This is a genomic window from Massilia sp. P2_C2, from assembly GCF_056404615.1.
Map to the genome: position 1 here is coordinate 1 of NZ_JBFUDR010000022.1, position 14,553 is coordinate 14,553.

13 protein-coding genes are annotated in these 14,553 nt (G+C 67.4%); 7 read left to right on the forward strand and 6 right to left on the reverse strand.

The window, feature by feature from the left end; translation table 11 throughout:
- On the reverse strand, window positions 1–206 hold a 206-nt coding region (locus AC1DYX_RS04475), incomplete at its 3' end, for a hypothetical protein (RefSeq protein WP_477256685.1).
- A 330-nt stretch (window positions 207–536) separates the two neighbouring features.
- Here AC1DYX_RS04475 and AC1DYX_RS04480 point away from each other — a divergent pair.
- Window positions 537–2,645, forward strand: coding sequence for a serine/threonine protein kinase (locus AC1DYX_RS04480; protein ID WP_477256687.1), 2,109 nt, complete (start codon window positions 537–539; stop codon window positions 2,643–2,645).
- 101 nt (window positions 2,646–2,746) lie between these two features.
- On the opposite strand, the gene AC1DYX_RS04485 is transcribed toward AC1DYX_RS04480, so the two are convergent.
- Window positions 2,747–3,907, reverse strand: coding sequence for a formylglycine-generating enzyme family protein (locus AC1DYX_RS04485; protein WP_477256689.1), 1,161 nt, complete (start codon window positions 3,905–3,907; stop codon window positions 2,747–2,749).
- 116 nt (window positions 3,908–4,023) lie between these two features.
- Here AC1DYX_RS04485 and AC1DYX_RS04490 point away from each other — a divergent pair, with 116 nt between their 5' ends.
- From AC1DYX_RS04490 to AC1DYX_RS04515, 6 genes are read left to right on the forward strand one after another with little or no spacing between them, the layout of a single operon-like run.
- Window positions 4,024–4,449 carry a DUF4399 domain-containing protein gene (locus AC1DYX_RS04490; RefSeq protein WP_477256691.1) on the forward strand — a complete coding sequence of 142 codons (426 nt, stop codon included), beginning with the start codon at window positions 4,024–4,026 and terminating at the stop codon, window positions 4,447–4,449.
- Window positions 4,450–4,479: 30 nt separating this feature from the next.
- Window positions 4,480–4,902 (forward strand): DUF4399 domain-containing protein, encoded by a 423-nt coding sequence (locus AC1DYX_RS04495; protein WP_477256693.1) that lies wholly within the window; start codon window positions 4,480–4,482, stop codon window positions 4,900–4,902.
- A gap of 30 nt (window positions 4,903–4,932) precedes the next feature.
- A complete protein-coding gene (locus AC1DYX_RS04500) occupies window positions 4,933–6,876 on the forward strand; it encodes an HD domain-containing phosphohydrolase (RefSeq protein WP_477256695.1) in 1,944 nt (647 codons plus the stop codon).
- A gap of 21 nt (window positions 6,877–6,897) precedes the next feature.
- Window positions 6,898–8,337 (forward strand): efflux transporter outer membrane subunit, encoded by a 1,440-nt coding sequence (locus AC1DYX_RS04505; protein ID WP_477256698.1) that lies wholly within the window; start codon window positions 6,898–6,900, stop codon window positions 8,335–8,337.
- A gap of 12 nt (window positions 8,338–8,349) precedes the next feature.
- A complete protein-coding gene (locus AC1DYX_RS04510; protein WP_477256700.1) occupies window positions 8,350–9,975 on the forward strand; it encodes an FHA domain-containing protein in 1,626 nt (541 codons plus the stop codon).
- Window positions 9,890–11,296: a beta-barrel domain-containing protein gene (locus tag AC1DYX_RS04515; protein ID WP_477256702.1), complete on the forward strand. Its 1,407-nt coding sequence runs from the start codon at window positions 9,890–9,892 to the stop codon at window positions 11,294–11,296. Before AC1DYX_RS04510 ends, AC1DYX_RS04515 begins: the two co-directional genes overlap by 86 nt.
- A 66-nt stretch (window positions 11,297–11,362) precedes the next feature.
- On the opposite strand, the gene AC1DYX_RS04520 is transcribed toward AC1DYX_RS04515, so the two are convergent.
- From AC1DYX_RS04520 to AC1DYX_RS04535, 4 genes are read right to left on the reverse strand one after another with little or no spacing between them, the layout of a single operon-like run.
- Window positions 11,363–11,833: a DUF4405 domain-containing protein gene (locus AC1DYX_RS04520; protein WP_477256704.1), complete on the reverse strand. Its 471-nt coding sequence runs from the start codon at window positions 11,831–11,833 to the stop codon at window positions 11,363–11,365.
- On the reverse strand, window positions 11,830–12,660 hold the full coding sequence (locus AC1DYX_RS04525) for an FAD:protein FMN transferase (protein WP_477256706.1): 831 nt from the start codon (window positions 12,658–12,660) through the stop codon (window positions 11,830–11,832). The genes AC1DYX_RS04520 and AC1DYX_RS04525 overlap by 4 nt, the downstream gene beginning before the upstream one ends.
- Window positions 12,657–13,193 carry an FMN-binding protein gene (locus AC1DYX_RS04530; protein WP_477256708.1) on the reverse strand — a complete coding sequence of 179 codons (537 nt, stop codon included), beginning with the start codon at window positions 13,191–13,193 and terminating at the stop codon, window positions 12,657–12,659. Before AC1DYX_RS04530 ends, AC1DYX_RS04525 begins: the two co-directional genes overlap by 4 nt.
- A 32-nt stretch (window positions 13,194–13,225) precedes the next feature.
- Entirely contained in the window at window positions 13,226–14,536 is a 1,311-nt protein-coding gene (locus tag AC1DYX_RS04535; RefSeq protein WP_477256710.1) for a hypothetical protein, read from the reverse strand.
- Between the last annotated feature and the right edge of the window lie 17 nt (window positions 14,537–14,553).

Below are 14,553 nucleotides of genomic sequence, written 5' to 3' on the forward strand. Positions count from 1 at the left end.
CCGTTGGCCGTGGCGGTCATCACGTTCTGGAGCTGGCTCAGGCTCTGGGCGGCATTGATCGACGAGTCGGACTTCGGTGCATAGGTGATGTCGCCGAACGTGTACGACGGTGCGATGTATTGGCTGTGGCCGCCGCGCACGGTGGTCATGGCAGCGTGGTCCAGGGTCTCGGTACGGGCCAGGTCGGTGATGATCAGGGTTTTCATGGTCAAAGCTCCTTGAGGTATGCAGTTGGTTGGTCGAGGCATTTATCTGCGCTCGATGGACTATCTGCGAAATGCGTGCCAGGTCCTTCCACCCTTCTGAAGGCATCGAATAAGCCATTGAAAACAAAGGATATTTATTAAAATCAGCGGCATCACGCAAGGCCGTACCCGGCGCGTCCCCAATGGCCTGCGTGGGGTCGTACCCAACACTTCGGAGAACCTGTTCGGCCCAAACGCACACCCTCGCTGGATACAAGCAGCAGCCCGCCTTGATCATCCTGCGTTTCATGCTAGTCTCAATAAAAGCCCGGGATTCACTCAACAGACACCATGGACAGCCTCGCTCACGCGATCCGGCAATTGCAGACCGGCGCCATGCCGCGCACCGAATTTTTTGCACAGGTCGACCGCGTGCTCGAGAACGCTCCCGAAAGCGTGGGGCGTCTGCTCGAGGTCCTGAGCGAGGAGCATGCGCGCAAGCCGCTGCCGGGCGAGGTCTACACGGAAATCCAGCATCGCATCGAGCGCCTGATCGTGGCGCGCCAGCGCAAGGGCGGCGACGATACGTTCGTCCAGACGCGGCCCGGCGCGAACACCATGCGCGACGCATCGTCCCCGCACCCGCCGCGCATCGTCGCGGACGATCCCGACCCGGAACCCGAGCGGATGAAGGGCGTGGGCGACACGCTGAACAACCGCTTCGTGCTGGAGGAATGCATCGGCTTCGGCGGCATGGGCACCGTGTACAAGGCACTCGACCTGCGCAAGCTGGAAGCTTCCGACCGCAAGCCCTATATCGCCATCAAGGTGCTGAACGTCCAGTTCCGCGGCCATCCGAAATCGCTGATCGCCCTGCAGCGCGAGGCGCGCAAGGCGCAGGCGCTGGCGCATCCGAACATCGTGTCCGTCTACGATTTCGACCGCGACGGCCAGATGGTCTACCTGACGATGGAATACCTGAAGGGCAAGGCGCTGAGCCAGGTGCTGCGCGCGCCGGGCTTTACGGGCATGCCCTACCAGGACGTGCTGCGCATCGTCACCGGCATGGGCAATGCGCTGTCCTATGCGCACGAACACGGCTTCGTCCACTGCGACTTCAAGCCCGGCAACGTGATCCTGACCGATTCCGGCATCGTGAAGGTCATCGATTTCGGGATTGCGCGCGTGTTCCAGAAGACGGAAGAAGACGTCGACGTCACGGTGTTCGACCCGGGCAGCCTCGGCGCGCTGACGCCGGCCTATGCGAGCCCCGAGATGCTGGAACACCTCGACCCCGACCCGCGCGACGATATCTACGCGCTGGCCTGCATCACCTATGAACTGCTGACGGGACGGCACCCGTTCACCGGCGTGTCGGCCCTGCAGGCGCGCGGCGCCGGCATGAAGCCGCAGCGTCCGGCCAAGCTGGCGCGCGGGCCGTGGCATGCACTGAAATGCGGGCTCGCCCTCGAACGCGACGCGCGCACCCCGACGGTCGAGCGCTTCCTGCGCGAATTCGGCGCGGCCAAGCCGGCGGCCCACCACGGCATGGTGGCCGGGGCGGTCGCGGGCATCGCCGCCGTCGTCGTGCTGGGCGCCGCCGGCTGGTATGTCCTGCAAGGACGATCGCACACGCCGGCGGCTTCCTCTACCCCGGCAGCATCCACCACGCCGGCAAGCCCGCCGGAGGTCACGGCACCGCCACCGGCCGCGCACACGCCCGTGCCGGCGCCCGCCTCACCCGCACCGGTACCCGCACAGGCACCGGCACCTGCGCCTACATCGGCCGCCGTCAACGCCGCGCTGGCGCACATCCCGTGCGCGGCGCTCGTGGGCGCCGTCGATGGCCATACCGTGTCGGTATCCGGCCTGCTGGCGACGCCACCCGGCCCGGCCGGCGCGAAAGACCAGCTCGCGGCCATGCCCGGCGTGGCGGCCGTGCATCTCGACGTTGCGCAGGTCGCCCGCGACAAGTGTCCGATCCTGGCCACGCTGGGGCCATACTGGTCGGCCTACCGCCAGGCCGGCGGCGGCGCCGCGCTCCGGCTCACGGGCGCGCACGGGCCGGACGCACGGCTGATGGAGGGCGATTCGCTGATGGTCGACGTGACGACGCCGGCGGCCGAGTCGTATCTCGCCGTCGATTACTACTCGCTCGACGGCAGCGTCACGCACCTGCTGCCGAACATGCGGGCACGCGACAACCGGGCGCCGCCCAACTACACGGCGACCGTCGGCAGCCTCGGCGAATGGGGCATCGGCCGGCCGTTCGGCGCGGAAATGGTGGTGTTGATGACGACGCCCACGCCCTTGTTCGGTGGCCTGCGGCCCGTGTCCGAGCCGGCGTCTGGCTACCTGGCGGACGTGGGCAAGCGCCTGGACCAGATCCGCGCCAGCGGCGGCACGGGCAGGATCGCCGTCGAGTTCCTGCAGATCCACACGAGTGCACGCAGGCGCTGAACACGCAGTAACGCCAACAAACCGCATGCGTCACGCGTGGGCACGTTCGTATGTGAGGCCACCGGCCTCACATACCCCACCCTACGATAGGTTATTCGTCGTCACTTGAGGCTGCGCGCGACCCGGAACCCGTTCTGCGAATGGCGCACGCTCGCGTCGTATTTGAAGCGCGTGGACGCGACCATGTACGGCGCCCCTTCGCGCCACGACCCGCCGCGGATGACTCTGACCCGGCAATCCCCTTCGTCCCATGTACGGCCGTCCTCGGGCGCGCCCTTGTAGTTGTTGTGCCAGCAGTCGGCCACCCATTCCCACACGCTGCCGCTGGTGTCGTACACGCCGTAGGGATTCGCGCCAAAGCTGCCGACGTTGGCCGGCGCTTCTTCCGCCCACGGTTTGCCGCATTCCTTGCAGTTGGCCTTGGCTTGCGCCATCTGTTCGCCCCACCAGTAACGTGTGGCGGTGCCGCCACGCGCCGCGCGTTCCCACTCGGCCTCGGTGGGCAGGCGATACGGCTTGCCGCTGGCGGAGGTGAGCCATTTGACGTACTGCTGGGCATCGTCCCAGCTGACGTCGCGCATCGGCGCGCTGGGGCTGGTGTTCTGCCGCTGGGCGATCTTCTGGCAGCCGCCCGCGGCCGCGCACGCGTCCCATTCCTGCACCGAAACTTCGTAGCGGCCGATCGCGAACGGCGCGGCGATCGTGACCTGGTGCGCCGGCTTCTCGCTGGGGTCGCTCGTGTTGCTACCCATCGTGAACGTGCCTGCGGGGATGGTCACGAGCGTCGGGCAGGCCGGGCAATCCTTGATGTCGGTGCCGGCCGCGACAGCCCTGGTGGATGCGGGCGCGGGTGGCGGTGCGGGCGTTTTCTCGGGCACCTTCTCTGGCGCTTTTTCGGGCGGCTTCGGCGCGGCCTCGCGCACCGCGGCCGGGGCCTCCTTCGGCTTCGGCGGCGGCTCCTTCGGTTTCGATGATGGTGCCGCGGCCGGGGCCGCTCCTTGCGGCTGCGCCGCGCGCAGGCGGGCGATGCGCGCCTGCGCCAGCGGCGCGAACCGGCCTTTCGGATACGCTTTCAGGTAGGCCTCGTAATCGCCGACCTGGTTGCTGTCCTTGATCGATTCCCAGAACGCCAGCTCGAACTGCTCGGCGCTGTTCTTGGGGACGACACCGACGAGGTGGATGCGGGGCGCATCGTCCTGGGCGACGGCGTTGCCCGCGCAGGCCGCTGCGGCCAATACGCACATCCAATGCTTTTGCCACATGAGCGCTCTCCATCCGGCTGCGTTCGACAGAAGTGCCTTGCGATCTAGCTCAGAGTGTGCCAGATTTAGAACTATTGATGCGCACCTCAGCCGGCCCTAACCAGGAGCTATCGATCATGCGCTTTCCTTTGGTTTTTTCTGTACTGTTGGCAGCCAGCCTGCATACCGGCACGACCGTCGCCGGCCCCACGCCCGCTCCCGAAAATGCCCAGGTGTACTTCGTCTGGCCGCACGACGGCACGGTCATCAACGGCGGCAAGTTCTGGGTGCGGATGGGCCTGCGCAACATGGGCGTCGCGCCCAAGGGCACCGACGTGAAAAACACGGGCCACCACCACCTGCTGATCGACACCGACCCGCCACCGATGTCGGAACCGATCCCGAACGACCGCAACCACCTGCATTTCGGCGCCGGCGAAACCGAGGCGCGTGTCGAGCTGCCGCCGGGCAAGCATACGTTGCAATTGCTGCTGGGCGACAAGGACCACATACCGTTCGACCCGCCCGTCATGTCGAAGAAGATCACCATTACGGTGAAATAGCCGGCGTCCGGCACACAGAGGGAGACCATCATGCGCAACCTGTTTCCCGCCGCCGTCGCCCTGGCGGCCCTGCTCGTCGGCGGACCGGCCGCCTCGACCGATGCCCCGGCGAATGCCTACTGCTACATCGGCTGGCCGTCGGACGGCGCCGTGCTCCCCGCGGGCAAGCCGTTCCGCGTGTGGTTCGGGCTGCGCAACATGGGGGTCGCGCCGAAAGGCGTCGCCGTCAAGAACACGGGCCACCACCACCTGCTGATCGATGCGGACCTGCCGCCGGCCGGCCAGGAAATCCCCTCGGACCGCAACCACCTGCACTTCGGTGCGGGCGAGACCGAGACGATGCTGGAGCTACCGCCCGGCAAGCACACGCTGCAACTCGTGATGGGTGACGACAAGCACATTGTCCACTCGCCACCGGTGATATCGCGCAAGATCACGATCACCGTCAAGTGACGCCCGCCCGGGCCCGGGAGCAACACCGCCATGGAACCGAACGCCGCATTCTCTGCTTCGAACGGTCCCGTCCGGGCTTATCTAGAATGGATGGGAACGGCATCGAGCAAGCCGGCCGTGTTCCCGCTGCACGAAGAAGCGGTGCTCGGCCGTAACCCGCAGGACGCGCTCGCCTCGGACAAATACGTCTGCATCCCGGAACAGACGATCAGCCGCCGCCACGCCCGCATCCGGCGCCGTGGCGCCAGTTATTTCGTCGAGGACCTGCACTCGAGCAACGGCACCTTCGTGTCCGGCGAGCGACTGACGCCCGGCAACTGGCACGTGCTGACCGAAGGCGACGAACTCGGCCTCGCCTCGGCGCGCCTCGTGTTCCACTCGCTGCTCGTGCCCGAGCGCGGCGCGGCCCAGGCCGTGATCACGCGCTCGGTCGACGCCACCCAGTTCGCGCCCGTGGTCGATACGCGCAATGCCGACCGCGACGAACTCGAGAACACGATCCACCGCCTGCATGCAATGGCCCAGGTCGGCATCGCGCTGGGCGCCGTGACCGACCAGGACACGCTAACCGACAAGCTGATGAATTTCATCTTCGACCTGTTCCCCGCGGCCGAGCGCGCCTTCATCATGCTGCGCACCGGCGACCGCGATCCGCCGCAACCGGTCGCCGCGCGCCGCCGCGGCGGCATCGTCGAAGACCCGGCGCAAATCCGCATTTCTCGCACCATCGTCGACGAAGTACTGGGCCGCAAGCGCGCCATCCTGTCCGTCGACACGCTTGCCGACCGCCACTTCGGCGCGCACGAGTCGATCGTCGCGCAGGCGATCCTGAGCGTCATGTGCGTGCCCCTGATCCTCGGCGACGACGTGCTCGGCCTGATCCAGGTCGACACGTCGTCCGACCGCAACGCGTTCCAGGAAGCGGACCTCGAAATCCTCAGCGGCGTGTGCGCGGAAACGGCCGTCGCACTGAAGAATTTCCAGCTGTACTCGGACATCAAGGGCCTGCTCGACGGCTTCGTGTGCGCATCCGTGCAGGCCATCGAGGAACGCGATCCGGTCACGGCCGGGCACTCGTTCCGCGTGGCCGGCTATGCCGAGCACCTGGCGACTGCAATCGAGCACGCCGACGACCCCGACCTGCGCCGTGCCGCATTTTCTCCGGCCCAGCTGCGCGAGATCCGCTATGCCGCGCTGCTGCACGACTTCGGCAAGGTCGGCGTGCGCGAACACGTGCTGCGCAAGGAAAAGAAATTGCACCACGCGGACATGCGCCTGCTGGAACAGCGTTTTCGTTACGCCCGCGCCTGCCTTGAACGGCAGCTGTGGCGCAGCCTGACGGAGCGCCAGCTGAGCGGAGAATTGGGCGCGGACGATCTGCGCCGCGAGCGCGACCGCGTCGAGGCGCTGCTGGCGGAAGAGGGCGCGCGCCTCGACGCCTTCCTCGACACCATCGTACGCGCCAACGAACCGTCGGTCTCGCACGCAGCGCCGCCGACCGGGCTCGGCGTGATCCGCGACCACGTGTGCACCGGCACCGACGACCCCGCGTTCCGCCTCCTCGGCGACGAGGAATACGCGGCGCTCAGCATCGGCAAGGGGTGCCTGACGCCGGACGAGCGGCGCCAGATCGAAGCCCACGTGGCCGATTCGTATTCCTTCCTGATCCTGATCCCGTGGACGCGCGAACTGGCCGGCGTGCCCGCGATCGCCCACGGCCACCACGAAAAGCTGGACGGCTCCGGCTATCCGATGGGCCTGCGCGGCGATGAGATCAGCCTGCAGACCCGCATCCTGACCATCAGCGACATCTACGATGCCCTGACGGCGCGCGACCGCCCGTACAAACAGGCGATCCCGGCCGAACTTGCGCTCGACCTGATCGCCGAGGAATGCCGCGCCGGCCACGTGGACGGGCGCCTGTTCGACGTGTTCGTCGCATCGAAGGCATGGCAGGCGCGGCCCGGCACCTGAGACAAAGGCACGAGGTGACCCATGAGCATTCGACCCCGCGGGAACAGGACGCATCCGCTGCTGGCCACCGTCGTGCTGCTCGGTGGCCTGAGTGGGTGCGCCGACGTCAGCATGAAACCCTACCAGCGTCCGGACAGCCCGGCCAAGACGGGCTGGGGCGCCACGACGGCGCCACCGACCGCGCCCGGCGTGCTGATCCAGCAGGACTGGTGGAAGGAATTCCGCGACCCCGAACTGGACGGGCTGGTGGCGCGCGCCCTGCAAGACAATGCCGACCTGCGGATCCTGGCGGCACGCACGAAGGTCGCCGGCGCGCAGATCGACGAGGCGCGGGCCGGCGCGCTGCCGACACTGGACGCTGGCGCCGGCGCCAGCTTCGAGAAGACCACCGGACAAAAGTTCACCAAGCAATTCAATCTCGGTACGCAGGTCAACTGGGACATCGACATCTGGGGCCAGGTGGCGAAAGGCGCCGAGGCGCAGACCGCCGAATTCCGCGCCTCCGAGGCCGACTGGCGCGCCGGCTACCTGACGCTCGCATCGGACGTCGCGACGACCTATTTCCAGATCCTGCAATTCGACGAGCAGATCGACCGCCAGCAAAAAACCCTGGCCAAGAACAAGCAGATCCTCACCACGTACGAGGCGATGCAGAAGCAGGGCCTGCTGCCGGAAACGCGCGTGATCCAGCAGCGCGCGGAGATCAATCGCCTGAGCAATGACCTGATCGAACTGGGGCGTTTGCGCGCCCTGTCCGGCAATGCGCTCGCGACCCTGCTCGGCGTACCGGCCGGGAATTTTCAATTGCCGAAAGGCGCGCTGCAAGACCGCGTGCAATTGCCCACCGTACCCGAGGGTCTGCCCTCCGATCTGCTCAAGCGCCGCCCCGACATCGTGGCGGCCGAATACCGCGTGCTCGAATCCTACGATCTGGTGGGCCAGGCCAAGCTCGCGCAACTGCCGTCGATCAGCCTGACGGGGAGAGGCGGCACGTCCAGTTTCGCGCTCGGCTCGCTGCTCAAGTCCTTCACGTTTGGCCTGCTCCCGAGCATCAACTTTCCGATCTTCGACCCGGCCGTCAAGGCACGCATCAAGACCAGCCAGGCCAACAACGTCGTGGCCGAGCAGCAGTACCGCAAAGTCGTGATGGATGCGTTCAAGGAAGTCGAGGACGCGCTCGTCAACCTCGACGCGCACCGGCGCCAGCGCGTCGAGCTGCAGGAACAGGCGCAGCGCCTGGGCGTCGTCGCCGCGGCGGTGGAAGCGCAGCTGAAGGAGGGTGTGATATCGCAGCTGGAAGTGTTCGAGGCCGAGCGCTCGCTGCTGGCGGCGCAGCTGGCGCTGCTCGCCAACCACCAGCAGATCCTGGCCGACACCGTCACGTTGTACAAGGCTTTGGGCGGCGGCTGGCCACCGGTGGAGGTCAAAAATGTGGCAAGCAATGCGGCCGCGCGCAACTGAAAGACGGGCGCCATGGTGCCCGACGTGACGATGGCGTCGAGCCGCCCCGCGACGGGAACCGGCGTGCGGATCGTGCTCGAGCCGATGTCCCATCCGGAGCTGGCGCCGATCCAGATCCACGACAACCTGTTCGCCATCGGGCGCGCGGAGGCGCCGTTCGACGTCTATCCGCCCGAGCTGGCCGCCGAGCTGTCGCGCCGTCACGCCCGCCTGTTCTGCGAGCACGACGCCGTCTATATTGCCGATCTCGGCAGCACCAACGGCACGCGCGTCAACGGCGCCCCCGTCAAGACGGCGATCGTCGCGCTGCACGACGGCGACGAGATCGGCCTCGGCAAGGTGCTGCGCTACCGTGTCCACCTGCAACACGGCCCGGCACCGCCGCCGCGCGCGCGCCTGGCCAGCCTGGCCTTGACGCCGAAGCAGGAAGGCACGGCATTGCAGACGATCGTCGTCACGGAATTCCCTTTCCTGATCAGCAAGAGCGAGGACACGTTCGCGCGCTACCGCGACAGCGAACCGGCACAGGTGAACTACCTGTCGCGCCGCCACGCGCACCTGTTCCTGAAGGGGGGAGAACCGTACGTCGAAGACCTGGGCAGCACCAATGGCACGTTCGTCAACGGCAAGCGCCTCGACGAGCAGGCCGTCCCGCTGCACGAGAGCGACACGCTCGCGTTCGGCGGTCGCCATTTCGTCTACCTCGTCGGCATGCAATGGGAAGCGCCGCTGTCCGACACGTCGCCCACGCGCATCGGCGTGACGCAAGTCCCGCCCGGCGCCGACGTCGACCGCACGACCTTCGTCGCGGCCGCCGACTCGTTCCTGGACATTTTCTGCGTCGAGCCCCCGCCCGCACCGGAACCGGCGCAGGCGGACGTGCCTGTCGCGGCGGAGCCAGAGCGTCAAAAGAGTGGGCTGGAGCGGCTTGCGGCCCGGGCCGCGCACACACTCGGCCTCAAGACCGTCCCGGACGCGCGCCACCTGCGCTGGGGCGGCGCGGCGCTGCTCGTCGTCGCGCTGTTGCTGGGACTGCTGGGGTGGCTGCTGCCAGGCGGCAGCCCCGAAAGCCGCACCGAAGACCTGCTGGCCAGCGGCGACTACGCGCGGGCGGCGGCCGTCGCTTCGGCCGGACTCGCCGACGACCCGGACAACGCCCACCTGCGCGCCCTCGACACGGAAGCGCAGCTGAAAGCCGGATTGCCGCTGTGGATGACGGCCATTGACCAGGGTCAGTACCCGCGCGCCGCGGCCCAGGTGGCCGCCATGCGCCGCCAGGGCCGCGCCAATCCCGACTTGCTGCCGCTGTTGGACGAACTCGACTGGATCGTGCGCCTGCGCGCCTACGCGGCCGCGCGCGGCGGTGCGCAGGCGCCCGTGCGCGACGCGGCGGACGCGGCCCGGATCCACCAGTTCCAGAAGCAGTGGGAAGACCAGGGCGATGCATTCCAGCGCGCCTTCGTGATCATGTCCGCCCACGTGCCGGCGTACCGCGACGCCTACGCCGCCGCGCTGAGCGATATCCGCAAGCTCGCATTGCAGGAGGCCAGCCATGAAGCTGCCAGCCCTGAACCTCAATCTACCGTCCCTGAAACCGAAACCCATGACGCCGCTGAGCGAGGCGCTCGAGGACCATAGCGCCGAGGGCATCGGCATCCTGACCGCCGTACCATGGCGCTTTACGCAAGCCCTCGTGTACGCGATGGTGGCACTGGTCTGCACGGCCGTCGTCTGGTCGTTCTTCGGCCACGCCGACGTGCTGGTGACGTCCGGCGGCGCACTCGTGCCCGCGTCGGACGTGCGCCGGCTGTACGCCCCCATCGACGGCGAGCTGAGCAACATCTACATCGCCGAGGGCCAGCCTGTGAACAAGGGAGATGTTGTCGCCCGCCTGTACGCCCGCGGCGCCATCGAGGCGGCGAAGAACGCCCTGGAGGCGCGATTGAAACTGGAAGACGCGGAACGCGACTGGAAAGAGTTCCCCGAAAAGAAAGCCTTGATGGAACACCGCGTGGCGGCGCTGCGGGAAGCTGTGGAGGTCGAGGAACGCCAGCACCGGCAACGCCTGGCGGAGGGGACCAGCAAGCTGACGCAGAGCCAGTCGGCCCAGCAACAGGAAGCGCGCACCAACCTGGATGAAGCGCGCCGCGCGCGCGATGCCGCGAAGGACGAGGCCGACAAGTATGCGCGGCTGTTCGCCACGCCCGGCGGCGGCGGCGTGTCGCAGCTGCAGGTCGAAAGCAAGAAGAACGCGCTGCTGGCGGCCGAGAACGCCGTGCGCGTGGCGCAATCGCGCATCACCGAACTGGGCGCGCGCCAAAGCGTGGAAGCGACGCAGGCGCGCTCGGAACTGGAGACGAGCGGCCAGGAATTGTCCAAGTTACGCCTGCAACTGGAAGCGGCGGAACGCGAGATGGACAATGCGGAAGACAAGATGCGGCTACAGGTGCAGACCGCGCGCCTCGTGGCCGACGCCGCCGCCCGCATCAAGTTCGAGAACATCGACAAGGAGAATTTTCTGCTGATCGTCGCGCCTGTCGATGGCGTGATCACCGACGTTACGTCGACGCAGCCTGGGGACAAGATTCAGGCCAATACGCCGCTCGGGGGCATCGCGCCGAAGAATGCGAAGCCGATCATGAAGATCGAAATCGCCGAGCATGATCGAGGGTTTCTGCGGGAAGGGTTGCCGGTGCAGCTGAAGTTCAATGCGTTTCCGTATCAGCGGTATGGGCTGATTCGTGGGACGCTGCAATTCATTTCGCCAGCCACGAAACCGTCGGCGCAGACCAAGCAGCCGGTGTATGAAGGGCGCGTGACGCTGGAACAGGACCATTACAAGATCGGGGAAACCGTGTATCCGCTGCGGTATGGGATGACGGCGGTGGCGGAAATCGTGGTGCGCGAGCGCAGGCTGATTGATTTGGCGCTGGATCCGTTCCGCAACATCGGCGGGTAGGGTGGGCACCACTGTGCCCACGCGAACGTCGACGTGACGCGAACGTTACCGATTCCAAGGCGCGGATCAATCGTGGACGCTGCGGCGCCCCACGAGCACGTGCGCGACGAACAGCACGGCGACGACGAAGCCCACGCTCCAGTGCAGCAGGGACCACAGCGGCCGGTCGCTTTCGCCGGCGACGTAGTACAGGCCGTAGCCGGTCAGGGTCAGAAAGGACAGGGTCGCGATCATCGCCCAGCCCGTAAGCGTGTTCCGGCCGGCCCGCAGCGCCCGGCGCACGTGCATGTGCAACAGGCTGCCGACGAAGAACAGAGAAGCCATCGCCGCCGCGCCGTGCAGTTTCATGGCCCACGGTTCCAGCGGGTTCACGGACTCGCCGAACTCGGTCACGGGACGCAGAAAATAATGCAGTACCAGCCAGGCCGCACCCGACAGCAGCAGCAGGACGCCCGTCGCATAAACGCTGCGGCGATGCCAGCGTTCGAGCTTGAAGGACAGTAGGCGGCCGGTGGTGGGGCTGGGCATGTGGGTCATGGATCTCGAATCAGGAAAGCGGTGGCGCCGAACGCGGCCAGTGCCGGATGGGTGCAATCCGCGGTTGCCAGCACGACCTTGGTCAACGCGTCCGCCACGGCGCAGCGCTGCGCCTGCACGGAAACACTGGTGGAAGACACCAGCGGTCGACCGTCGCGCGCGTCGAGCAGGGCGCTGACGACGGCACCTTCATGCCGGCGCGCCGAAAAATAGCTGCCCGACGTCGCCAGGGCTGCGTCGCACAGCATTATATGACGCGCGGCCTGGCCGGGTGCCCCCGGCGCGCGGATCGCGACCGGCACCTGCATCGTGCCGAAGGCGCGCAAGTCGCCGCCGGCATTCACGCAGCCGCCCGTCGCGCCCGCCTGTTCGAGGATCGCGACGGCGGCGTCGACGATATACCCCTTGGCGATGCCGCCCAGGTCGATCCATCCCTCGGCACGTTTGATGACGCGTGCATCGTCCTCGAGCGCGAACACGGCGGCCGACGTGCGCGTGGCCGGGTATGCCGGGTCCGGCGCAGGCAACGGCAGGATGCGGCGGTCGACGAGCCAGGGCGCACAGGCGATGTCGAACGCGCCGCCGGACAGGTCCGCGATCTCGAGCGCCAGCCGCAGCACGTCCCACGTCGCCACATCCACGCGGACCACCTCGCCCGGCAACGCGCGGTTGATGCGCGCGACGTCGCTGGCGCCGTCGTGGAAGCTCATCCGGCCATGCAGGCGCGCGACCTCGGCGAAGGCGCGGGTGACAGCGTCCTGGCCGGCAGTGTCCTCTACGGTGATGTCAACGAGGGTACCGAGCCAGGGCTGCGCGCGGCGGATCATCTGACCAGCGCCACCTGGGCGACGGCGGCGATGCGGCGCACGCCATCCGTCACGTGCGTGCACGACAGCGTGGCGCCGCTGATATTGTTGATGCCGGCGCCGATGCGCAGGTCGCCGCTTTTGGCGCTCTTGCCCATGAACTGCCTGCGCCATGCGGGCAGCCGGATCTCGCCGCCGTGGCTTTCGCGGTAGGCCAGGATCTCGACCTGGCGCACGCTGGCGTCCGGGTTGAGGCCGACGGCATACGAGATCAGCTCGAACTTGCCGATCACGTCATCGAGCACCATGTAGCCGAGCAGCGCATCGCCCTTGTAGGCACCGACGACGCGCCACTGGCTAGAGCGCGTCGGCACCCCCGCGAGCTGCTCGACCTGGCGCATCTGCGCCAGATCCAGGGTCAGAGGCTGGGCGCGGAACGCGTCGGCTTCCGGGAACATCAGCTTCTGCGCCTGCTCCGGGCTCAGATATTGCGTCGCGAAGACGGGCGCGGTGACGGCGCAGGCGCCCAGCACGATCAACGGAACATAGCGCATGGTGATACTCCCGATTACGGATCAATGACGGATCAATAGGCGAAGCCGACGCCCAGGTTCACCCGGTCGCGCGTCTTGTCTTCGCGGAATTTCTGATAATCGGCCTTGAGCACGACGCCCTGTCCGACCATCAGGTTGGCGCCGACGGTGGCGACGCGCTCGTACGGCGTGGCCGGCACGCCCAAGCCCGCCGGCACTTGCGCATACGAACGGGCCGTATTGAAACTCTCGAAGCGGGCGAACGGGCTGAGCGTGTAGTCGCCGTCCTGCCAGAGTTTATACGCCGATTGCAGGTACCAGCCCGCGAAGCTGCTGGGGACGGGCGCCGGGTTGCCGACGAAGGTGGCGTTCAGGGCCTCGGTATTCGAGATGCGGCCAACCGCCCACAATGCCGACAGATCCCAAGCGCCCGGCGTATAGCGGGTGTGCAGTTCGGCGACCGTCACGCGCGCGTCGTTGCCGGCGAAGTCCGGGGTCGCATGGCCCGCCTTGCCCGTAAACACGGAACCGCCGACGAGCAGGCCCGGGTAGCCGCGCCAGTTGAGCGCGCCGTGCAGCGACAGGTTACGCGACTTGGCCAGCTGCCCTTCCTGGTGGATGGCACCAAGCGGCGATTCGCGGCCTTCGTCCGATGCCGGGTCCCACTTGGTGAGATCGAAGCCCGTGGTCAGGCCGGTATCCCAGGTAAAACCGTCGCCGAATTCGCCGGACAGGCCGACACCCGCTTCGCGCCAGGTCGTCGGGATGATGGCCGTCTCGACGAAATTGCGCTCGACGCCATAGTAGGCGGTCGGCTCGTGATTCTGGTTCAGGAGGCCCATCGGCATCAGGAACAGGCCCGCCTTGCCGCGCAGGCCGCCGTTGAACTCGCGCTCGACGTACATCTGCTCGATGGCCGACTCGCCGCTGTCCGACGCCGACGCAATCGCATGCTCCCACTCGAATTCCGCGACCACCTTCGTCTTCTCGTCGAAACGGTGCTGGATGCCGATGACGGCGCGGCGCAGGTCCGTCTGCGCGCCGCTGGCATTGCGTACGGGGTGGTTGTAGTTCACTTCGCCGTAGCCGGAGAAGACGGTGTCGGATGCCGATGCGGCAACCACCGCGGGCGCGGGCGCGGGTGGGGGCGCGGACATGGCCGGCTGGGCGGCCCGGACAGGTGCCGGTGCCGCCGGCGCGGCGGCGGCCTGGGCGCGCTGCGCAGCGAGTTCGGCCTTCACTTTTTCCAGTTCGGCCGCGAGCTGCTCGACACGTTTCGCCAGGTCGGTTTCCTGGGCCATGGACGCCACCGGGGCGGCGAGGAAGGCGGCGGCCAATGCCGCGCTGATGATGCGTTGTTTCATGAAAGTCCTAGAGAGAG